The sequence below is a fragment of the uncultured Endozoicomonas sp. genome (assembly GCF_947495845.1).
GTDB lineage: Bacteria > Pseudomonadota > Gammaproteobacteria > Pseudomonadales > Endozoicomonadaceae > Endozoicomonas.
In genome coordinates this window covers 1-22,233 of the sequence record NZ_CANMAO010000029.1, presented here as the reverse complement: position 1 = coordinate 22,233, position 22,233 = coordinate 1, and the positions used below count along the sequence as shown (strand labels likewise).

At 48.0% G+C, this 22,233-nt stretch carries 19 protein-coding genes; 16 read left to right on the top strand and 3 right to left on the bottom strand.

Annotated elements, in window-relative coordinates:
• Nucleotides 1-51: 51 nt before the first annotated feature.
• Complete coding sequence (locus tag Q1B11_RS16265) at nt 52-357, bottom strand: hypothetical protein (RefSeq protein ID WP_067518296.1); 306 nt, start codon at nt 355-357, stop codon at nt 52-54.
• 188 nt (nt 358-545) lie between these two features.
• Here Q1B11_RS16265 and Q1B11_RS16260 point away from each other — a divergent pair, with 188 nt between their 5' ends.
• The gene (locus tag Q1B11_RS16260) at nt 546-6,320 is read left to right on the top strand and encodes a transporter substrate-binding domain-containing protein (protein WP_299734364.1); all 5,775 of its coding nucleotides are present in this window, start codon (nt 546-548) and stop codon (nt 6,318-6,320) included.
• 180 nt (nt 6,321-6,500) lie between these two features.
• Here the strand turns inward: Q1B11_RS16260 and Q1B11_RS16255 are convergent, their stop codons facing one another.
• Nucleotides 6,501-7,547, bottom strand: coding sequence for a hypothetical protein (locus Q1B11_RS16255; protein WP_299734363.1), 1,047 nt, complete (start codon nt 7,545-7,547; stop codon nt 6,501-6,503).
• Between the two features lie 100 nt (nt 7,548-7,647).
• On the opposite strand from Q1B11_RS16255, the gene Q1B11_RS16250 reads away from it, so the two are divergent.
• Both Q1B11_RS16250 and Q1B11_RS20470 read left to right on the top strand, forming a co-directional pair.
• On the top strand, nt 7,648-7,914 hold the full coding sequence (locus Q1B11_RS16250) for a succinate dehydrogenase assembly factor 2 (protein ID WP_067518290.1): 267 nt from the start codon (nt 7,648-7,650) through the stop codon (nt 7,912-7,914).
• Nucleotides 7,886-8,404 carry a protein YgfX gene (locus Q1B11_RS20470; RefSeq protein ID WP_366139482.1) on the top strand — a complete coding sequence of 173 codons (519 nt, stop codon included), beginning with the start codon at nt 7,886-7,888 and terminating at the stop codon, nt 8,402-8,404. Before Q1B11_RS16250 ends, Q1B11_RS20470 begins: the two co-directional genes overlap by 29 nt.
• Here the strand turns inward: Q1B11_RS20470 and nadB are convergent.
• Nucleotides 8,328-9,971 (bottom strand): L-aspartate oxidase, encoded by a 1,644-nt coding sequence (nadB, locus tag Q1B11_RS16245; protein ID WP_299734362.1) that lies wholly within the window; start codon nt 9,969-9,971, stop codon nt 8,328-8,330. The genes Q1B11_RS20470 and nadB overlap by 77 nt on opposite strands.
• Before the next feature lie 567 nt (nt 9,972-10,538).
• Between nadB and rpoE the strand changes: the two genes are divergently transcribed.
• From rpoE to acpS, 13 genes are all read left to right on the top strand, one after another.
• Entirely contained in the window at nt 10,539-11,126 is a 588-nt protein-coding gene (rpoE, locus tag Q1B11_RS16240) for an RNA polymerase sigma factor RpoE (RefSeq protein ID WP_299734361.1), read from the top strand.
• Between the two features lie 53 nt (nt 11,127-11,179).
• Entirely contained in the window at nt 11,180-11,896 is a 717-nt protein-coding gene (locus tag Q1B11_RS16235) for a sigma-E factor negative regulatory protein (RefSeq protein ID WP_299734360.1), read from the top strand.
• Between the two features lie 3 nt (nt 11,897-11,899).
• Nucleotides 11,900-12,892, top strand: a complete 993-nt coding sequence (locus Q1B11_RS16230) for a MucB/RseB C-terminal domain-containing protein (RefSeq protein ID WP_067518279.1) — start codon at nt 11,900-11,902, stop codon at nt 12,890-12,892.
• 123 nt (nt 12,893-13,015) lie between these two features.
• Nucleotides 13,016-13,480 (top strand): SoxR reducing system RseC family protein, encoded by a 465-nt coding sequence (locus Q1B11_RS16225; RefSeq protein WP_299734359.1) that lies wholly within the window; start codon nt 13,016-13,018, stop codon nt 13,478-13,480.
• A 96-nt stretch (nt 13,481-13,576) separates the two neighbouring features.
• Nucleotides 13,577-15,016 (top strand): DegQ family serine endoprotease, encoded by a 1,440-nt coding sequence (locus Q1B11_RS16220; protein WP_299734358.1) that lies wholly within the window; start codon nt 13,577-13,579, stop codon nt 15,014-15,016.
• A 273-nt stretch (nt 15,017-15,289) separates the two neighbouring features.
• Nucleotides 15,290-17,089 (top strand): translation elongation factor 4, encoded by a 1,800-nt coding sequence (lepA, locus tag Q1B11_RS16215; RefSeq protein WP_299734357.1) that lies wholly within the window; start codon nt 15,290-15,292, stop codon nt 17,087-17,089.
• 223 nt (nt 17,090-17,312) lie between these two features.
• Nucleotides 17,313-18,134, top strand: a complete 822-nt coding sequence (gene lepB, locus Q1B11_RS16210; RefSeq protein WP_299734356.1) for a signal peptidase I — start codon at nt 17,313-17,315, stop codon at nt 18,132-18,134.
• A 30-nt stretch (nt 18,135-18,164) separates the two neighbouring features.
• Nucleotides 18,165-18,536 carry a DUF4845 domain-containing protein gene (locus Q1B11_RS16205; protein WP_299734355.1) on the top strand — a complete coding sequence of 124 codons (372 nt, stop codon included), beginning with the start codon at nt 18,165-18,167 and terminating at the stop codon, nt 18,534-18,536.
• A 5-nt stretch (nt 18,537-18,541) separates the two neighbouring features.
• Nucleotides 18,542-19,219, top strand: a complete 678-nt coding sequence (gene rnc / locus Q1B11_RS16200; protein WP_095210387.1) for a ribonuclease III — start codon at nt 18,542-18,544, stop codon at nt 19,217-19,219.
• Between the two features lie 24 nt (nt 19,220-19,243).
• Nucleotides 19,244-20,179 (top strand): GTPase Era, encoded by a 936-nt coding sequence (era, locus tag Q1B11_RS16195; protein WP_299734354.1) that lies wholly within the window; start codon nt 19,244-19,246, stop codon nt 20,177-20,179.
• Complete coding sequence (gene recO, locus Q1B11_RS16190) at nt 20,163-20,957, top strand: DNA repair protein RecO (RefSeq protein ID WP_299734353.1); 795 nt, start codon at nt 20,163-20,165, stop codon at nt 20,955-20,957. Before era ends, recO begins: the two co-directional genes overlap by 17 nt.
• A 40-nt stretch (nt 20,958-20,997) precedes the next feature.
• Nucleotides 20,998-21,747, top strand: coding sequence for a pyridoxine 5'-phosphate synthase (gene pdxJ, locus Q1B11_RS16185; protein ID WP_299734352.1), 750 nt, complete (start codon nt 20,998-21,000; stop codon nt 21,745-21,747).
• Nucleotides 21,748-22,125 carry a holo-ACP synthase gene (gene acpS, locus Q1B11_RS16180; RefSeq protein WP_299734351.1) on the top strand — a complete coding sequence of 126 codons (378 nt, stop codon included), beginning with the start codon at nt 21,748-21,750 and terminating at the stop codon, nt 22,123-22,125.
• Nucleotides 22,126-22,233: the final 108 nt, after the last annotated feature.

Genomic DNA, 22,233 nt, shown 5'->3' with positions numbered 1-22,233 from the left:
GATGCTGTCAACTGAGAATTAATGTAAGTACACAACCATTTATGCTTTATTTTATGCTTTATTCTGGCGAGCAATATTGTTTAGCAGTTTGGATTTGTTTTTGCCTTTGGCTTTTGCATTTTCACTGGCTTCACTGGAACCACTGAACTCGGTATTGATGAGTTGTTCTGCTTCTTTAAGTAACGCCATGCTGGGTTTAGCCCGTTGAAGAAAACGCTGGCCACTGCCGTGACTGATATGGAGTTTTTTCTTCAGGGTATCCATGGATTGAATCAGGTGCTGCGCTTCTTCGATGGCTCTTTTGCCCGCTTCGATTTGCTCTTCGAGGTTTTTTTCAACGTCCTGTTCATTGTCCATGAGATGTCCCGGATCAAGGTTCTTTTGAATATTTTAGCAAACCTCGAGTAAACCTCGAGTAAACGAATGTTGAGCGGTAGGTGATTGTCGTATTTCAGGGTAAGATAGCGCCGCCCTGAAACCCCAAGAGTTGTTTTTTAGTCTCTATGCTCCTTTTTTCTCCCCGTTTTTTTCAGTTTACCCGATGGTTGACACTTTCACTGCTGGGCCTGGTTATTCTATTTGGCGCAATCAGCCATGAGGCAAGGGCGGAACAGTCATTAGCAGCACCGATAAAGGTTGCGTTTTATCCTGACCAGGCACCATGGATGTTTGTCAATGGTCAGGGGGAGCCTGCCGGCGCGGGAATTGCACTGTGGCAAAAGTGGTCTCAAGTCACCGGGAAACCCGTGATTTTTATCGAGTCGCAGCCCGCAAACATTCAACAGCAATTTACCTCCGGTGCCGTGGATGCCCTTGCCTATCTTCCAGCCAGTCAGGAATTTGCACTAACAGGTACGGAGACGGTCGGTATTTATCCTTATGCTCCGGCGCTTTTTATTCTGAAAGAAACCCATGTTGATGGCTTTGAGCAGGCCATCGATACATTGTCACTGGGTTATTTGAGAGGGTACGGTTTTTTCGAGGCGCTGAAAGCAGAAAATCCCAATGCGGTCTTGTACCCGTTTTCCTCTTACCACGCCATGATGGAAGCTGCGGTCAGTGGCGGAATTTCAGGTTTTCTGGGTGGCTATTCTTCCCTGAATTTTTACCTGAAGAACCTTGGGGTGAATGATGATTATCGAGTGATTTGGCCACCTCTGGATGAGGTTAGTATTCGATCAGTAGTGAGCACTGGAAAGGATGGACTACTGAATGAAATTGAACAGGGTATGGCAAAAATCAGCAGTCAGGATAAAACCGATATTATCCAGAAATGGCTGGAAATAAAGGCCAATGATACTGAAACATTGACCGTTGCGCTTGATCCGGGCCTGGCACCGCTTTCTTTTGTCAATGCGCTGGGCAAGCCGGCAGGTTTGTTTGTGGATGTTTGGAATCTCTGGTCTGAAAAGACACAAACCCCCGTTAGCTTCAGAGTAAGCCCTGTAGGCCACAGTTTATCGTTGTTACAGGCGGGGAAAATAGATGTAATTGCGGCTATATCGCCGACCTCAGAACGCAGTCAATGGATGAGCGTTTCCCATCCGTATTATGGATTAAATACCCTCCTGTACTACCGAAAAGGCAGTGATCTGGATACTCGAAAACTGAACCTTGATGGTAAAAAAATCGGTGTTATTCGTGACTCCAGTCAGGAGGAGTTTGTTCGTCGCTGGATACCCAATGCCATCTTGGTGGAATGCAGCAGTGTGAGTGAGCTGATCAGTAATCTGTTTTCGGGCAATGTCGATGTCTTTCTTGGTGAGCCAGTGGTGGTTCAGTCGGCACTGAATCGTCAGGGTCTTGTTGGGGAAGTGGTCGCCAGTGAGCATTTTAACCTTAATGAGGCAATCGGGGCAGGGGTGCTGAACAGCAGTGCAGACCAGATGCTTCCTCTGATTAACAAGGGAATGAATGCGATCAGTGGCGATGAGTATCTTCAGCTGGAGAGAAACTGGATCGTCGGTAACAAGGATCGGTTTTTTCAACCACGAGGAGATGCTATTGATTTAAGTAATGCGGAGCGACTATGGCTCGCGAAGCACCCGGTTATTCGAGTGTTATTAGATCGCAATAAGGCGCCTTTTTCGTTCCTCGACAATGAGGGTGAGTGGCGTGGTATTACGATTGATTACCTCAGGTTGCTGGAAAATCGACTGGGTGTCACATTTCAGTTGAACAGCCGATCCTCCTGGACTGATGCTTTGAACACGGCCTATCGTCATGACGTCGATGTGGTGGCTCTGATGCAGGAAACTGATGAGCGCAGCAAATATCTGGATTTTACCAAACCACTGATTTCGGCACCCGGCGTTATCCTGGCGCGAAGTTCTGAGAATGGCATCCGAAACCCGGTGCACCTTATGGGTAAAAAAGTCGGTTTTGCCCCGGGTTATGTAACCTATGACCATTTCAATCAAAAATATCCGGGCATGCAGTTTGTTGCTATTGCGGATATTGCCACTGGCATGCGTCAGGTGGCCAGCGGTGAGTTGGATGCGATGATTGTGAATCTGGCGTCTGCCAGCTACGAGATTGAGCGGATGAAAATCACCAATCTCAAGGTTGTTGCCGAAGCCGGTTTTGATTATGACTTCAGTCTTGCGTCGAGAAATAACGAGCCAGAGCTTGCTTCTATATTCAACAAAGCCGTTGCTACCATAACGCCAGAAGACCGAGAGAAGCTGGAAAGCAACTGGCTGGCGATTCACGATCGATTATGGCGACCTAACAAAGAGCTGTTTATTGGTTTTGTGCTCATTGTAGTGACGTTGATTCTGATTATTTACTGGAATCGTCGCTTGAGCCGGGAAATTGCAGAACGGGAAAAAGCCGAAGAAGGATTGAAAATTCGTGCGGAGCTGGACCGTTTGCTCAGTGATATTTCCCGCAATTATATGGATCAATCGGTGCAGGCGGCCAGTGATTACTTTCTCAGGCAATTAGGTCATTATCTGGATGCCGAGGCGGCAGCTGTTTTTTCCTGGGAGCCGGTTGCCAGAATCGAGCATTACTGGTCGCGGAGAAGTCACCCGGTACCCGATAATTTTACGACGTTGTTCAAATACAATTTCTCTGGTGTTTATGGCCCACTGGAGCGGGACAAAATCAACATCCTGTTCAGGGATGAAGTCAATGCGGCGGGAGATGTGACAGGGACTGAGATACTTGACGACCTTGGCGTCACCACCGCTGTGTATGCGCCAATGATGTTGTTTGGCCAGGTCGTCGGTGGTATTGCTCTGATCAATATTCCGGAAAAATATCAATTGTATGTGCAAGACATGGATCTCCTGCATCGGATGGGTGAGCTGGTGGCGGTTGCCATGGAGCGCCAGAATGCTGAACAGGCACTTCGGCTTAGTGAAGAGCGCTATCAACTGGCCATGGATGCAGCGTCGGATGGGCTGTGGGATTGGGATGTATCCAATGATAATGTTTATTTCAGCCCACGCTATCAGAGTATTCTGGGTTATCAGCCGGGAGAAATTCTGCAGAATATCCGATCCTGGAAACGGTTGGTGCATCCCGATGACAAAGAAGCTGTTTTCAGCTTTCTTAAAGAGCAAATGGATCACTCCCTGCAACCTTATCAATTTGTTTTCCGTATGCGCAAAAAGGATGGCAGTTATGCCACCGTGCGCAGTAAAGGCAAGGTGGTATTTCGGGATGAGCAGGGCAGGCCGCTTCGGGCGGTTGGCACAACGGTGGATATTACCCACCAGGTAGAGCGTGAGCGGGATTTTTCCATGGCCCGTTTTTCATTGGACAGTGCCGGTGACCACATTCATTGGTTCCGCATTGATGGTCATCATAAATACGTGAATGAGTCCGCCTGCAAGGCGTTGGGGTATTCCCAGGAAGAGTTATTGGGTATGACCATCATGGACATCAACCCGGCGGTGACTCGCAGTTCCTGGAAGAAACTGTGGGAACAATTAGTGCTTCGCCAGGGAATGACCTACGAAACCTTAAGAAAAGCCTCCGACGGCTCCATCTTCCCTGTTGAAGTCACGGCAAACTATATGGAGTACGAGGGCGAAGGCTATTTGTTTGCCTCCAGTCGTGACATTACTGATCGCAAACAGGCGGAAGAAGCGCTGCATCGGGCAAAAGAAGTGGCGGACCAGGCGAATCAGGCAAAAAGTAATTTCCTGGCCAATATGAGCCACGAGATTCGGACACCGATGAACGCCATTATTGGCTTGAGTCATCTGGTGCAGGAAACCCAGCTGTCGGTACAGCAGAAAGATTATGTCAGCAAAATTCAAACATCGGCCCATGATCTTCTGGGCATCATCAATGATATTTTAGATTTCTCACGGATTGAGGCGGGCAAGCTCAGTATGGAAAATATTGAGTTTGATGTGAAAGCGGTCTTTGAAAATGTCTACAACCTCAGCTCGATTAAAGCCAAAGAGAAAGATTTGTCGCTGACCTACCACATTGACTCTGATGTGCCTCGTCAACTGAAAGGAGATCCTCTCAGGCTTGGACAAATTTTAATTAATCTCACCCACAATGCCCTGAAATTTACCAGTGAGGGTGAGGTGGCCCTGAATGTCACGTTACTGTCTCGCCGTCAGGATGTGGCCAGAATTGAAGTGCAGGTTAAAGACTCCGGGATTGGCATCAATCCTGAGCAGCAGAAAAAACTGTTTCATTCGTTTTCTCAGGTGGATGGTTCTACTACCCGTAAATTTGGTGGCACAGGGCTTGGTCTGGCAATCTGTAAAAACCTGGTACATATGATGAACGGCACGATTTCTGTGCAGTCAGAGCCTGGTCAGGGCAGCACATTCCGTTTTGTGGTGGAGCTTGGCATTGCTGAAGAAGTACTGGCGCCACAGTTATCACTGGAAGGCTTGAAAGTGCTGGTGGTGGATGACAGTACCGAAGCCCGTGCGCTATTAGTGAGCTATCTGAACATGTCCGGTTGTGAAACCATCCAGAGAAGCCATGCCAGTGATGCGCTGTCGCTGTTGAAGAAAACTAATTCAGCGGAATCGGCGGAAGAGAGCGCGATTCAGTTGGTGATTCTGGATTGGCGCATGCCCAATATTGATGGGATTAAGCTGTCGGAAGAAATTAGAAAACTGCCGCTTATTGTACAACCTAAATTAATAATGGTTTCCGCATATGGCCGCGAAGAGCTGATGAATAAAGCCTCCGGTAAGGTTGATGCGTTCCTGATCAAGCCTGTGAATCATTCTGTATTATTCGAGACTATTTCCAGAGTTCAGGGCTATCAATCGGTGACTTCTGTGTCGCCCATTGAGCAGGGGCGATACTGTGAGGTTATGCCAAAGGGTAGAGTGTTACTCGCGGAAGACAATGAAATCAACCGACAGGTGGCCAGAGAGTTACTTCAGGGTATTGGGTTGGATGTCGTGATGGTGACCAATGGCGCAGAAGCCGTTGAGAAAGTGCGCGATGAGTCCTTTGATCTGGTGTTTATGGATATTCAAATGCCGGAAATGGATGGGTATCAAGCCACTCGAAGAATACGACGGAAATTAGGTAATCACCAGTTAATCATTATTGCCATGACTGCCCACGCCATGACCGGCGATCGGGAGCGTTGCCTGCAAGCGGGTATGAATGATCATATCTCCAAACCTCTGGACCCGGCAGCGCTGAAACAAATGGTACGACACTGGTTACAGGTTGGAGAAAGCGATGCCCGTATTTCTGCAGAGATAGAGCCGGAGATTGATCATAACCAAACCCTGGAATTACCAGGTATTGATCAGGAGGATGGGTTAAGTCGGCTGCAAGGTAATCACTCGTTGTACTATCAGCTACTGGGCAATTTCTATAAAGAGCAACAAGGCGCTCTAATGCGGCTTGAGGGATTCCTTGACGCTAATCAGTGGCAGGAAGCCTGTCAGTTAATTCATAACCTGAAAGGTATTGCCGGTAACCTCGGTGCCAAGGCACTTTTCCAGCAAGCCGGTCAGCTGGAGCGAAGCTTGAGGGGCTACTCGGAAAGTGCGGATGATTTGAACATGACTGCATTTACTGAAGCTTTTGAATTGGTGATGTCGGGTCTGGCTGATTTGGCTGCTGATCATGATGGACTTGAACCCGCTGGTGAAGGCGCCATTGAAGTGGGTGTGTTAAACGATATCTTGTTGAATGTTGAAACCAAACTGGAACAGGGAGATCCCGATGTGATTGGCCTGCTGCCGATGCTGGTTCGGGGGTTAAAAGACCAAATTGAACAACAAAGGCTGAAGGCATTTCAGGATGCGGTGGTCAATTATGATTTTGATGAAGCGTTAGGGGTACTGAAAAGCATCAAAACGACAGTGGTTTAGGAGCCGTCTCGAAATAAAGTCCAGATTTACTGAGGCCTTTAAGTGTCGTTGAGACCGTTGCCGGCTATTCGTTATCCGTAGTCCGTAAAGCGCGAGTGGCTCAAGCTTTTTCGGAATACGGAATACGGTTAACGTTAATTGAAAGCTGCGACGCCCGGTGTGCCGGGCGACTACATGGGTTTATTGTTGCAGCTCTTTTTTGGGATCAATGGTGTATGGAATTTCATGAACCTGCAGCGGCTTTGCTTGATCCGCGGTCATAAATACCTGATTGGCTTCGGCGGCTTCAATTCGAACGACGGCAAGCATTTCGATCGTCTTTTCAAATGGATTGGTGACTGCCTGAATAATTTCCCCAGCGGGCTTGCCGTTACCATCAAACAGTTTGGTATTGACCGCTGGTTGTTCACTTCCAGGCAGTGTGAGTCGGTAGCACCGGCTCTTCTGCTGACCCAGGTTTTGCATTCTGGTGACGATTTCCTGACCGGTAAAACACCCTTTTTTGAAGCTGACGCTGCCTAGCGAAGGTAGGTTCAGATGTTGTGGAATATATTCTTCAATTAGGTGGCTGCTGACTTCAGGCATGACAGATTGAATGTTCAGCAGGCTCCAGAAATCTTCACCGGCAGGTGTGAGTTTTTTGATCAGGCTTGACCAAACCTTTTCCAGGGCTTCAGATTTCAGCCATAGTCCGTAGCGTTGGTTGATACCAGCAATAGCGTGGAGAAAACCGTCGCCATTGATAGCAATGACGTCATTTTTCCGGGGTAAATCAATGCCGGCAAAAATCTCTGGAAGTATTGACTGAATATCATCACCGGAGAACCCAAGGCTAATGAATTCAGAGGCATTCGTCAGTTCTACTTTAAAAAAGACGGCGTATTTTTTCAGGGTTTCCACTGTTGATTCAGCAATATCGGACTTCAACATCAGCAGATAGTTGTCACCATCATCAATAATATGAAAACTGCTGTACATCCGGCCTTTTGGTGTACAGGCAACGCCAGTGCTGTATTGCATTGGCTGTAATTGGAGCATGTGAGTGGAAATCTGCCCTTGAAGAAATTTCTGGCGATCCGGTCCTGAGATTCGGATCAGACGGTGTCCACTGAGTATCGAGACCGCATTGCTGCTCAGGGAAGCTGGCTGGGTAGAAAAGCCGGTCAGTGCGTCACCATCAAAGTGTGCACCTTGTTTTGTTAAGAAAGCCTTCCAGTCGAAACTCATCGGATTACTCTGCTATCGGATTTGTGGCAATAATAGAGGATTATTTTCCGTAACAATAGGTATAATCGTCCGCAGAATTATTCTGTGGAGTGATGGTCTAATGCTGGATCAAGATCAACTGAAGTGCCTGCAGTGGCGCAGTCGTCGTGGCATGCTGGAACTGGATGTTTTGTTGGAACCTTTCACCAGAGACGCATTGCCGGAAATGAATGAAGCTGACCAGCTCGCCTATGTGCGTTTACTGGAATGCGAAGATCCTGATCTGTTCAGTTGGTTTATGAGTGGCGATCGCCCTGCAGACCCTGAATTGAGCAGGATGGTAGACCGGGTGCTTGATCGTGGACGATACCAGGGCGAGGCTATGTAAGCAGCCATCTAAAAAGACAATCAAATTGTGTGAAGTTCATCTGAAACCTTCACGTTACCGTTTGCTTATCAGTCTTTTCAGCCATATCGCAGCAATGATTGCCCTATGGCTGTCTTCTCTCTCTTTTTTGACCGCCTTTCTGCTGACCCTTCTTATTATGGTTCTGATGGTCTGGGGTTATCGTCGATACCACTGTTTACATCAGCCCCACAGTTTGTCGGCCATCAGGTTGTTTGATAATCAATGGCGTGTACGCATTGGGGAGCAATGGCTGAGGGCCTGGCCAAAAGGGGATGCGGTCGTCACGTCTTTTCTTATTTGTTTCAGGTTGCAGCCGGAAGGTAACAGGCGCTCCTGTTACCTCGTACTGTTTCCGGACAGCGCTGATCCAATAGAGCTGCACGCCTTCCGGCTCAGGCTGTTACTGGATGGGCCTGTTTTGTTTTCTGGGAAGCATGAAAACTCTCCGGAACCAACACGGTATCCCTGATTGTTTCCGACAGTTCCGGGTAATCCAGTGTGTAATGCAGGCCTCGGGACTCCTTGCGTTCTATGGCGCAACGGATGATCAGTTCGGATACCAGGGCGAGATTACGCAGCTCAATGAGATCGTTGCTGACTTTAAAGTTGCTATAGAATTCATGGATCTCAAACTGCAGCAGCCGGACCCGGTGCATGGCCCGTTGCAGGCGTTTGTCGGTTCTGACAATGCCGACGTAATCCCACATAAAGCGACGGAGTTCATCCCAGTTGTGGGCGATAACGACATTCTCATCGGAATCGATAACCTGGCTTTCATCCCAGTCGGGCAGAGTGGGTGGTTGCGGATAGTGCTGGAAGTTGTCACTGATCTTTTGTGCGCAACTGCTGGCAGAGACAAAACATTCCAGTAATGAATTGCTGGCAAGGCGGTTAGCACCATGTAATCCGGTGAAGCTGCACTCGCCAATGGCGAATAAGCCTTCGGTATCGGTCTGACCGTGTTCGTCGACGACGATGCCACCACAGGTGTAATGGGCTGCGGGGACGATAGGAATAGGATCTTTGGTGATATCGATATCAAAGCCCAGACAGCGTTCATAAATCGTTGGAAAATGGGAGCGGATAAATTCGACAGGCTTATGACTGATGTCCAGATATAAGCAGTCAGCACCCAGACGCTTCATTTCATGGTCAATGGCCCGGGCTACAATATCTCTTGGCGCCAGTTCGGCCCGAGGATCATAGTTTTTCATAAACAATGAGCCATCGGGGCGCTTTAATAGTCCACCTTCACCACGAACGGCTTCGGAGATCAGAAATGATTTGGCATTAGGGTGGTAAAGACAGGTCGGGTGAAATTGGTTGAATTCCATATTTGCGACACGACAGCCCGCTCGCCAGGCCATGGCAATACCATCACCGGAAGCACCGTCGGTATTACTGGTATAAAGGTACGCTTTGCTGGCACCACCAGAGGCAATCACCGTACAACGACTTCTGAATACTTTTATTGCTTCGTTTTTCAAGTCCAGCATGTACGCGCCAACACAACGGTGGTCATCTATGCCCAGTTTGCTGGTGGTGATCAAATCAATAGCGAGGTGATAGGGGTAGAGATCGATGTTGAGTTTATTTTGTACTTGCTGGATCAGCGTTTCTGAGATGGCTTTGCCGGTGGCATCGTCGGCATGAATAATGCGGCGGGAGCTATGGCCGCCTTCTCTGGTCAAGTGGTAATCATAAGGGCGGTTCTGATCTTGATCCGGAGTGAAGGGCACGCCCTGATTAATTAACCATTCAATTGAAGACTGACCGTGTTCGACGATGTGTCGCACAGACGCTTCTTTGCAGAGTCCGGCGCCAGCAATTAAGGTGTCTTTTATATGTTGTTCAATGTTGTCACCCACTTGATCCAGTACCGCAGCAACGCCGCCCTGGGCCCAATAAGTGGAGCCGGCACTTAAAGAGTCTTTACTGAACAGCGCGATGCGAAAATGATCGGGCAGTTGCAGGGCGGTGGTCAGGCCTGCAGCGCCTGAGCCAATGATGATTACGTCGTAATCAAAAGGCTTCATAAAATCTCACTTGTCTTGTCTACGATCAGGGATCAGGCACCTTGCGGAGTGTCTTGTGGTCGACTCGCCTTAAAGGTTCGGTTCCTTGATCCGTCATATTATTTCTAAGAAAAAAATTGTAATCTGTATTACTGTGCTAGCCTGTGTTGCTAAGACTTCAGGCATATGGGAACAGCTCGAAAACCATGGTCGGGCATCCTGAACGCAAACAAGCCAAGATGCAAGGTAGCGTTGTTGATGTTAAAGCGTTTTTTTATCGAGTCGATGATGGTAACTGGGCTTCAGTTTCATCACGCTATCGTTCAGATCATTAATTTTCTACACGGCAGTTCGCACTATTGGGATGCATATCATGCAAATCTATCTGGGTAATCGTATCGTGTGCAAAAGCGCTAATTGTCTGTAAAGGTTAAAGGATTGCATAGGCAAATGACTTATAAAGTAAAAAATTGAAAATGTCAGGAACTTTTCATCATTTTGATTGTCTCAATATCTATAGCTGAGTTTATTTCATGTACGGGTGTACCATTTTTGGCTTGCCTGCCATGTTTTGGTGGAGAAGTCTGAATGGGTAACAGTCAGGACTCAGATCAGCAGCTGGTCGATCGTGTCAAGCAGGGTGACAAACGTGCTTATGACATGCTTGTGATCAAATACCAGCACAGGATTCTTGGTCTTGTGGGCGGTTATGTGAATGATTTTCAGGAGGTGCAGGATGTCGCTCAGGAAGCATTCATCAAAGCCTACCGGGCATTGGATAAGTTTCGTGGTGACAGCTCTTTTTACACCTGGTTGTATCGAATTGCAGTGAACACTGCCAAGAATCATCTGGTGTCTAAAGGTCGTCGCCTGCCTGAGTCGGATGTCGATGTCCATGATGCGGACTTTCTGGAAACCGCTACCAGCCTGCGCATAGTTGATACGCCAGAGCGCAATCTATATTGTGATGAGATTGAGCAGGTGATTCATTCAGTTATACGGCGGTTGCCGGATGAGCTTCGAACCGCTGTGATGCTCAGGGAGTTTGACGGACTCAGCTATGAAGAAATTGCTGATGTTATGGATTGCCCGGTGGGTACCGTAAGGTCACGAATTTTCAGAGCCCGGGAAGCCATTGACCGGGAGATCCGCCCTTTACTGGGGCAGGGTGGTTGAATGAATCTAATTTTTCTGCAGCCTGAAAGGGCGATTGGATCGGAGATTAGTCAGTGAGTGAGAAGAACTCTCAAAACCGTTCCAGAGAACGGTTGAAAGAATCATTGTCTGCAACTCTTGATGGACAGGCAAACGACCTTGAGTTGCACCGGGTGCTTGGTGGTCTTCAGAATGATGCTGATTTGCGACGTCTTGCCGGTCGGTATCAGCAGATAAGTGATGGCGTCAGGGATGAGACAAATCGTTTTGCGAAGGTGGATATCTCGGGTGCGGTTATGTCAGCACTTGAAAATGAACCTGGCATTTCCTCTTCTGGTGCTAGTGATAAGCCCCCTAAGTACGTAACTGATTCTGTATCTGGTGCTACAGCTGTCATGTCGTTGAAAAATGGCTGGGAATATCTGGGTAAGGTGGCTATGGCTGCATCCGTCGCTGCAGCGCTGGTGATCAGTGTGCGGATGCTAAATCCTGAGCCAGCATCACAACCTCTTGCGTTTTCAGGGGAGCAGGCAGTACTCAGCCAACCATTACAACTCGCTCAGGCTGGTGGTAACACAAGTTACGGTGCAACAGGGATTCGTGCGGGGTATAACTCCCGGCAGCATGCAACGGTCACTCCAGAGCAATTGGCCTATGCCCAAAGTATTGCCGACCGGGCAACGCGGGAACGCTTTCATGCCTATGCACTTCAGCATGCGGAATACTCAGCCGTAGGGCTTGGACAAAGCCTCTTACCCTTTGCTAGATTGACCAGTTTCGATACCCAATAAACTATGAGATACAAACAATGGATTTCCCGAGCCCTGTTGTTATCCGGGCTTATTGGTTGTCAGTCTGTTTATGCTGACGCTACCTCCGAAGGGGTAGATCTTCTCGCCAGCATGGTTAAATCCTCTCGGGAACTCAGTTTTCAGGGAGAGCTGGTATACCAGCAGGGAAGTCATCTTGAGGGGATCAGTATTATTCATCGTGCCGAAGGCGGTGGGCTACCAGAAGGTGAGCGCATTCTTTATTTGGATGGGTTGCCCAGGGAAGCGCTTCGAAGGGGTGAAGAATTTTATTTTTCCAGTCGTCGTGAGGGAGTGACCAAGTTTCAACGGGGCTCCCTGATTCCCATGGTGAGTAAATTTCAAGGTAATATTGGCAATGAGCTTTATGAGGCCAAAATTGCAGGAGTTGACCGGGTTGCCGGCAGGGAAGCTTATGTTCTGTTGTTACTGCCCAAAGATCGTTTTCGATATGGTTATCAGTTATGGATAGATAGAGCTTCTGCATTACTTTTAAAGTCGCTGCTGGTTGATGAGCAGGGCGTTATCATTGAGCGTCTGCAATTTACCGATTTAAATGTAGGGCCGCTCTCAGAAAGGCAAAATAATTTATTGTCGAGAGAGCTTCCTGAAACTGCAAAGACGATAGACCTCCAGTCGGGTTCAGATAAAACCGTTGCCCAATTTAGCTGGGAGTCAGGTTGGCTGCCAGATGGTTTTGTCCTTGATAACGAGGCGGTCAGGGCTTCTCCAGTCAGTGATCATGAAGTGACTAGCCGAGTTTACTCTGATGGAATCGCCAGCTTTTCGGTGTTTGTGGAGGAAGATGACTCCCGGGTTCTGAGTCAGGCCTCTGAAAAGATAGGTGCAATGGCGGCGGTATCAAAAGTCTATCGAGATAATAATCAGTACTATCATGTTACCGTTGTTGGTGACATTCCTCTCGGAACCGCTGAGCGAGTGGCGGTTTCTGTTCGTCCAGTCACTGATCAACCCTGATGTAATGATCCGGTAAGAGTACTGGACGACGGGTACCTGTTTTTTTTTATTATTAATAGCCCTATGAGATTGTTCATCACTTTCATAGGGTGCTTTATCCCATTGATATCAGGCTTATGGAAAATGGTAGAAGAGCAGGGTCGAATAGTTGCACTTGAAGATGGCTATGTCTGGGTGGAAACGCAAAGGCAATCCAGTTGTTCAAGTTGTGGTGTTCGAGAAGGTTGCGGTCAGCACCTTTCAGAAAAGTACAGTAATAAATCAGCACTTTCCTATATCAAAGCAACGGTTTCATCTGATGTGGATGAGAGTCTATTAAAAGCCGGTGCTTCCATTATGGTCGGTGTTCCTGAAAGTGCTTTACTGAAAGCTTCTTTCCTTATGTATCTGGTGCCGTTGTTTTTGATGCTGTTTGTCTGTTGGTTTGGGTCGTTAATTGGGATGAGCGAGGCACAATTATCACTTTCTGCCATTGTTAGCCTCATGGTGGGCTTTGTCTGGGTGAAAGCCAGATCTGGTGGATCGGACAAATTGTGTCGTGTAGTGGTAACCCGGGTTTTGTCTCAGTCTGAGAAGCAGTCTGCGTAATATATTGGCGGACTGTCGGGTAATAATAAGTCCATCCGAAAGGGTAGATTGATCACGGTCAATGACGTTAAAACAGTTCCGGAGACATCCTATCTTATGAGTCGAACGACAACACTTTTCAGACGATTTTTCCTCAGTATTGTTGCCTCAATGCTGCTATTACAAACGACAATGGTGCAAGCATCGTCCGATGCGGATGGTTTGCCTGGGTTTGCCAGCTTATTTGAGAAGGCTTCCCCTGCGGTGGTGAATATCAGTACATTGTCCAAGCCGAAAGCAAGACAGCAGGTCTATGGTCCTGGTGGCGAAGAACTCCCAGAAATTTTCCGCCGCTATTTTGGTATACCATTACCCGATGAAGGCATGTCGGGTCGAAATCAACCGATGTCTCTGGGTTCTGGGTTTATTATTTCGCCAGATGGTTACATCCTTACCAACAATCACGTGGTGGATGGTGCGGATCAAATTATTGTTCGGTTAAGTGATCGTAGTGAGCGCGCTGCCGAATTGATTGGCTCTGATAAGCGCTCCGATCTTGCACTGCTCAAAATTAATAGTGATCGCAGCTTACCGGTGGTCAAAATTGGTAACTCTGATCGTGTTAAGCCGGGTCAATGGGTGGCTGCGATTGGTTCCCCGTTCAATTTTGAATACTCCATCACTAAAGGCATTGTCAGTGCGTTAAATAGAAGCCTGCCAAGTGACTCTTATGTGCCTTTTATTCAGACAGATGTGCCTATCAATCCGGGTAATTCCGGTGGGCCGCTGTTCAATATGCAAGGTGAAGTGATTGGCATTAATTCCCAGATTTTCACCCGTTCCGGTGGATTTATGGGTTTGTCCTTTGCTATCCCTGTGGATCATGTCATGTGGGCGGTGGAGCAGCTGAAAGAAAAAGGTTATGTGACCCGGGGCTGGTTGGGTGTTGCTATTCAGGATGTTGATCGTGATCTGGCTGAATCATTTGGCCTTGAAAAGCCCAAAGGTGCGCTGGTCAGTCAGGTGGTGCCCGGTGGTCCTGCCGATAAGGCAAAGCTTCATCCAGGGGATATTATTATTGCATTCAATGGTCGTACGATTACCAATTCCGGTATTCTACCCATGTCTGTTGGTGTTGTTCGCCCTAATCAGAAAGTTGAGCTGGAGTTCGTGCGTAATGGCAAACGCAAAACGGTTGATGTGGAAGTAGGTCAGTTGCCTGATGAAAATACGGGCGCTGAGAAGACAAGTGGCAAACAAAATAGCGATAAAAATCCACTCGGTGTGCAGGTTGCGGAGTTGGATGATGATTATCGAACCAAACTCCGTTTAGAAAAAGATGTGCAGGGTCTGGTTGTCGTTGGTGTCAGCCGTGGGGCTGTCCGTTCCATAGGTTTACGTCAGGGGGATATTATTACCGACCTGAATAATACCAGCGTGTCCACGGTTAAGCAGTTCGATAGAGTGGTTTCAGGGTTGCCGAGAAATCGATCTATTTCAATGCGGGTGATTCGTGGTGGGAACCCTGGTTACCTGACCTTTCGCCTACCGGAATAGCCAGCCTGTTTGCGATCCCTTTGAAGTGATGAAGGGACGCAAACAGCGTCATTTAACGATTAGAGTGTGATCAGAGCATGGAGTAATGCCATGAGCTGTTATAGAATATTGGGGATTTAGTGCATGCTGCCGCATACAATTGCTCATTGATGAACAATGACAAGTGTTTTCCCGGCTACCAAGTAGCAACAGTCAGACGCGCAGCGCAAACAGCGTAACCAGATTAACAAAGTCCCCGCATCGGCGGGGACAACTTTTTGTAGTGATACTATCGTGAGCGATCTTAGCTTAATCCGTAACTTCTCAATCATTGCCCATATCGACCATGGTAAGTCCACCATGGCCGACCGTTTTATCCAGACCTGTGGTGGTCTCAGTGATCGGGAAATGCAGGCTCAGGTCCTGGACTCCATGGATCTGGAGCGAGAACGTGGGATCACCATTAAAGCCCAGAGTGTTACGCTGGATTACCATTCAAAAGATGGCAACACGTATCAGCTGAACTTTATCGACACACCAGGGCACGTAGACTTCTCCTATGAAGTTTCCCGGTCACTCTCTGCCTGTGAAGGCGCATTGCTGGTGGTGGATGCCGGTCAGGGTGTAGAGGCACAATCGGTGGCGAACTGTTACACCGCCATTGAGCAGGGCCTCGAAGTAATGCCCGTTCTTAACAAAATGGACCTTCCTCAAGCGGAACCAGAACGCGTCTCCCAGGAAATTGAAGAAATTATTGGTATTGATGCGACAGATGCCGTGCGCTGTTCTGCCAAAAGCGGACTGGGTATTGAGGAAGTGCTTGAACGTCTGGTGTCTACCATTCCAGCACCGGAAGGTGATGTAAATGCACCCCTGCAAGCGCTGATCATTGATTCGTGGTTTGATAATTACCTGGGTGTTGTGTCGTTGGTTCGGGTGAAGAACGGCACTTTGAAAAAAGGCGAAAAGATTGTTGTTAAATCCACGGGGCAATCTCATGTGGTGGACAACATCGGTATCTTTACGCCTAAGCGCACGCCAACCGGTATTCTGAAAGCCGGTGAAGTAGGTTACGTGGTGGCGGGTATTAAAGACATCCACGGCGCGCCAGTAGGTGATACCCTGACGCATATTAAGACTCAGGGTGTGGATGCACTGCCAGGATTTAAGCGCGTTAAGCCTCAAGTTTATGCCGGTCTGTTCCCGGTTAGCTCTGATGATTTTGAAGATTTTCGTGATGCGCTGGAAAAACTGAGCCTGAACGACGCCTCTCTTTTTTATGAACCAGAGAGCAGTGATGCACTAGGGTTTGGTTTCCGTTGTGGCTTCTTGGGTATGCTGCATATGGAAATCATTCAAGAACGCCTTGAGCGCGAATACGATCTGGACTTGATCACCACAGCGCCCACCGTTATTTACCAGTGTGAGATGAAAAACGGTGATGTGATTGAAGTGGATAACCCATCCAAGCTGCCTGATCCCGCCGGAATTCTGGAAATTCGCGAACCCATTTCCAGAGCGAATATTCTGGTGCCCCAGGAATATCTTGGCAATGTCATTTCTCTCTGCGTTGAGAAACGTGGTATACAGAAAGATATGCAGTTTACCGGAAGTCAGGTTTCCCTGACCTACGATATTCCCATGAGCGAAGTGGTTTTGGATTTCTTTGATCGCCTGAAATCCGTGAGTCGTGGTTTCGCTTCTTTGGATTATTCGTTCGATCGCTTCGAAGCGTCTAGAATGGTGCGTGTTGATATCTTGATCAATGGTGAGAAAGTGGATGCGCTGGCGTTGATTGTTCACAAAGATCATTCCGTTTCCCGTGGCCGGGTTCTGACCGAGAAAATGAAAGAAATTATTCATCGTCAGATGTTTGATGTGGCCATACAGGCGGCGATTGGTGGTCAGATTATCGCCCGTACCACCGTTAAAGCATTGCGCAAAAACGTAACGGCCAAGTGCTATGGTGGTGACGTGAGTCGTAAGCGTAAGCTGCTGGAAAAACAGAAGGCGGGTAAAAAACGCATGAAGCAGGTTGGCCGCGTTGAAATTCCGCAGGAAGCGTTCCTTGCCGTATTGAAGGTCGACAAGTAATAATACCAATACTGTTTTTAAATTATGGGCTGCGCAGCTATTTTGGCCGACTGGGTCTGCGTTGAAGTTCCTCGCCATAGCTATGGCTATGCCTCGTCTCTTCGCCTTTATGCCCTATGGGTATTGCCCAGTCGGCCAAAATAACTTGCTCGTTCCAAAATTTAAAAACGCCATTGGTATAATTTCATAAAACAGTTCGAGCACATTTATAGAGAAGAAATGCATGGATTTTAATTTTCCACTGCTGTTGGTACTGGCGGTGTTTATCACGGGTATCATTGCGCTGATTGACCGACTATTCCTGTTGCCAAGGCGGCGGGCGGCTGTTGCCCGTGTGAAAGAGCAGGGTGGAGGCAGTGATGCAGTCGACTCAGCGATCAGTGAAGTGTCGAAAGAGCCTGCGGTGGTGGAAACGGCTAAATCCATTTTCCCGGTACTGCTGTTTGTACTGGTGGTTCGTTCTTTTTTGTTTGAACCCTTTCAAATTCCGTCAGGTTCTATGATCCCAACCCTTGAGGTAGGGGATTTTATTCTGGTAAATAAGTACGACTATGGGCTTCGTTTACCTGTGATAGGAACTAAAGTGCTGTCGGTGGATGACCCAGAACGTGGTGATGTCATGGTGTTCAAGCAGCCGGGGCAAGAGCACATCAATTTTATCAAACGGGTGATTGGCTTGCCGGGTGATGTGATTCGTTATCAGGGTAAGCGGGTTTCAGTGAATGATGAGTTGTTACCCGAAGAATTCGTAGCGCAGCTGAGTGATCAACGCTCTATATATCGCCTCTACACGGAAGGTAAGCCCGGTGAGGAATACGAAATTCGTAAGGAACTCACAAGTAATGACTATCGTGCCGAAGGCGAGTGGGTTGTGCCCGAAGGTATGTATTTTGTTATGGGGGATAACCGGGATCGCAGTAATGACAGTCGTTACTGGGGGTTCGTGCCGGAAGCCAATATTGTGGGTAAGGCAGTTTACATCTGGATGCATTGGCCCAGCTGGACTCAACTGCCTAATTTTAAAAACAATGGATCGATTAACTGATAAATATTGTTTCAATATGGAGTGCGTAAAATGTATGGAATGAAGAGCCGGCAACGGGGGAGCAGCGCTTTAAGCTGGTTGGTTTTTCTATTGATTGGTGGTGTTGTTCTGTCTCTGGGGCTGAAGTTGATGCCCCTGTATATGGATGACCATGCAGTTAAGAATGTGACGGAATCTCTGACCAATCGTCCGGGTTCTTCAACGGCATCAGTGAATCAAGTCAGAACCTGGATTCAGAAAGGCTTGCAACTGAATGCTGTTAAGCTTGAGAAAAATGAGATTATTGTGGCTCGTGAAAATGGCGTCGTAAAGGTTGATATCGATTATGAACGTCGTGTTCATGTGTTCCATAATGTCGATATGATTTTATCATTCAAACATGACTGGAAAGCTGGTAATTAGTGAAAATTGATAAACTGCCCCGCCTGCAGAAAAAGCTTGGGCATGAGTTTTCGGATATTGGGCTAGTGGAGCTGGCGTTAACTCATCGAAGCTACGGTAGTCGAAATAATGAGCGTCTGGAGTTTCTGGGCGACTCCATTGTGAATTTTGTCATTGCAGAAGCGCTCTATGAGCGCTTTCCTGAAGCCCGTGAAGGTCAGTTGAGTCGCCTGCGTGCCAGAATGGTACGCGGTGTAACGCTTGCCGAGCTGGGTAAAGAGTTTGGTCTTGGTGACTTTCTGAAGCTGGGTTCTGGTGAGCTGAAAAGCGGTGGCTTTCGTCGTGAATCCATCCTTGCAGATGCGGTGGAAGCGATCATTGGTGCGATCTATCTGGATGCTGGTATGGCGGTTTGCCATGAGCGTATCCGTGACTGGTTTGCCAGTCGTCTCGATCAACTGACCACCACCGATGAACAGAACAAAGACCCGAAAACCCGTTTGCAGGAATACCTGCAGGCAAGACAACAGTCGTTGCCTAAATATCAGGTTACTGATATTCAAGGTGAAGCCCATGATCAGCATTTTTCTGTGCTGTGCACCCTTGAGTCTCTGAGTGAGCCATCCATGGGTGAGGGTTCCAGTCGCCGTGGTGCTGAACAGCAAGCGGCACGAAACGCCTTAAAATTATTAGGCGTTGAATAAGTTGAATAAAGAGTTGAAGTATTGATGATCTCTGATGAAAACTCTGCGGACTCCCCTGTAAGCCGTTGTGGTTATGTGGCGATTGTTGGCAGACCCAATGTGGGTAAGTCGACTCTGCTGAATCACTTGTTGGGGCAGAAGCTGTCGATTACGTCTCGACGTCCGCAGACAACGCGCCATCAGGTGCTGGGTATTCAAACAGAAAACGGTGTGCAAACTGTTTTTGTGGATACGCCAGGCATGCATAAGGTGCAGAAGAAAGCCATTAACCGCTACATGAATAAAGCGGCCAGCAGTGCTCTGGCCGGTATTGATGCCGTGGTGTTTGTGGTGGATCGCCTGACCTGGAATGAAGAAGACCAGATGGTGCTTGAGAAAGTTCAAGGCGCCCGTTGTCCGGTCATTCTGGCCGTGAACAAGGTGGATAAAATCGCGGACAAAGCGAAGCTTATGCCGCACCTTGAAATGCTTTCCAGTAAAATGGATTTCCATGGGGTTGTGCCCATTTCTGCGCAAAATGGCCATAACCTGAAAGAGTTGGGTGAGCTGATCACAGGTTTGATTCCTGAAGGTGTTCATCACTTTCCGGAAGACCAGTTAACTGATCGAAGCTCAAGGTTTTTAGCCGCGGAACTGGTGCGTGAAAAGGTCATGCGTCAGCTGGGTGATGAACTGCCTTATGAGATCACCGTTGAGATTGAAGAATTTCAACAGGAAATGAGACCAAAAGGTCCGTTGACCACCATCAGTGCACTGATTCTGGTTGAGCGTGACGGACAAAAAGCCATTGTGATCGGTGATCGTGGTTCGCGGCTGAAGCTCATCGGTCAGGAAGCCCGGAAGGATATGGAATTGCTGTTTGACACCAAAATCATGCTGAATCTCTGGGTAAAAGTGAAAGCCGGCTGGTCCGATGACGAGCGAGCTTTGAAAAGCCTGGGTTATGACCATAACCAGTAATACGTTCTCCGGTAAACACAGCGGTGATTTTCATCGTGCCTGGTTATTACACCGACGTTCTTACAAAGAACGCTCGGTGATTGCAGAATTTCTGGTAGAAAACCATGGTCGTGTGGCCATGGTCGTCCGTGGTGTTCGACAGTCCCGTTCCTCCCTTGGCTCACTGTTACAACCTTTTCACCAGCTGATGGTGCGATGGAAAGGTCGTACTGATTTGAAAACTCTGGTGGATCTCGAGCCAGGCCAGATGAACTTTTTGGCCGGGCAACGGCTTTACTGCGGATTTTATATCAATGAGCTCTTAATGAGAGCTTTAATACCAGGTCAGTTAGTTGATGGTGTTGTTGAACTCTATCAGGCAGTGTTGTCCGATTTGAAATCTGAACAACCCATTGAGCCACTCCTTCGCTCTTTCGAGCTGGATTTGTTGGAGCTTTGTGGCTATGCACCACCGCTGGACTGGGATTCCCAGAACAATGAACCTTTAAAAGATAATTCAGTCTACCGTTTTGACCCAGAGCATGGGTTGATGCCGGTTCCAGCTACAGTACCTCACTATCTACAAGCCTATTGTTTCTCTTCCAGCAGCCTGAAGGCGCTTTCAGAAAGAGATTTCGGTGCGCCGGACCAATATGCCGATTTCAAGCGTTTTAATCGTCAGGCCATGAAGCTGTTGATTGGTGATCGCCCATTACAAAGCCGCATGCTGTTTGCCCGAAGGTCTTCGGCGCCAACGATTCCAAAGAGAATCATTGAAATTGATGCGGCCAATCACTAATATTTCGCCATTCTCACCGATTTCAGCTGGAAATATAGCCATGATTCCTCATCAACGCATTTTGTTAGGCGTGAATATTGATCATATTGCCACCGTTCGGCAGGCTCGCGGTATCCGCTACCCGGATCCGGTTCAGGCGGCTATTGAAGCGGAAGAGGCCGGAGCCGATGGCATTACACTCCACTTGCGTGAAGATCGTCGCCATATACAGGATCACGATGTTTACCGAATCCGGGATGTTTTACAGACTCGAATGAATCTTGAAATGGCGGTAACTGAAGAGATGATCGCCATTGCAGAAAAAGTTATGCCTGAACATGTGTGCCTGGTGCCTGAAAAGCGTGAGGAGGTTACTACCGAGGGTGGGCTGGACGTTAAAGGGCTGTTTAATGGTGTTGCCGATGCCTGCAAAAGGTTGGGTAATAAAAGCATCGAAGTGTCTTTGTTTATTGATCCAGACATCGAGCAGGTTGAAGCGGCGGTAAAAGCGGGTGCCCCTGCTATCGAGTTGCATACTGGTGCCTATGCAGAGGCCAGCACAGCAAAAGCAATGGAAGAAGAGCTTGATCGTATCAGGCGAGCAGTGATTTGTGGTCTGGAACATGGTCTGGTGGTGAATGCAGGACATGGATTGAATTACCAGAACGTTGAGCCGGTGGCCATGATCGCAGGTATTAACGAGTTGAACATTGGTCATGCCATTATTGCCCGTGCTCTTTTCACAGGACTCAAGCCGGCGGTGCAGGAAATGAAAGCGTTGATGCTGCAGGCATCGGTCAGGGCAATTTAAATGATTGTCGGGATCGGTACGGATATCGTTCAGGTTGATCGAATTGCGCGATCAATCGAACGATTGGGTGATGCATTTGCCCGGCGGATTTTAACGGAAAATGAATATCAAACCTGGCGTGACCGATCCCGATCCCCTGCTTGGCTGGCAAAACGGTTTGCTGCAAAAGAAGCTGTATCTAAGGCTTTTGGCACTGGTATTGGGAAGCTATCCTTTCAACATATTGAAGTTCGAAACACCAGTTCCGGGGCTCCTGAACTGGTGTTGTACGACTATGGTCTGGAGCTTAAAGAGGCGAATGGCATTGCCTCAATGCATATCAGTCTCTCTGATGAAAAAGACAACGCTATCGCTTTTGTTGTGCTTGAAAAAGCGTAACATTTTATACCGCTTCAATAGGGGTATCATTAGTCAGCGATTCCCGCTGCTCATTCATTAAAGCTGGATTCTAGAGATTGTCCCATCAGGCATTTATTCAGGCCGTGA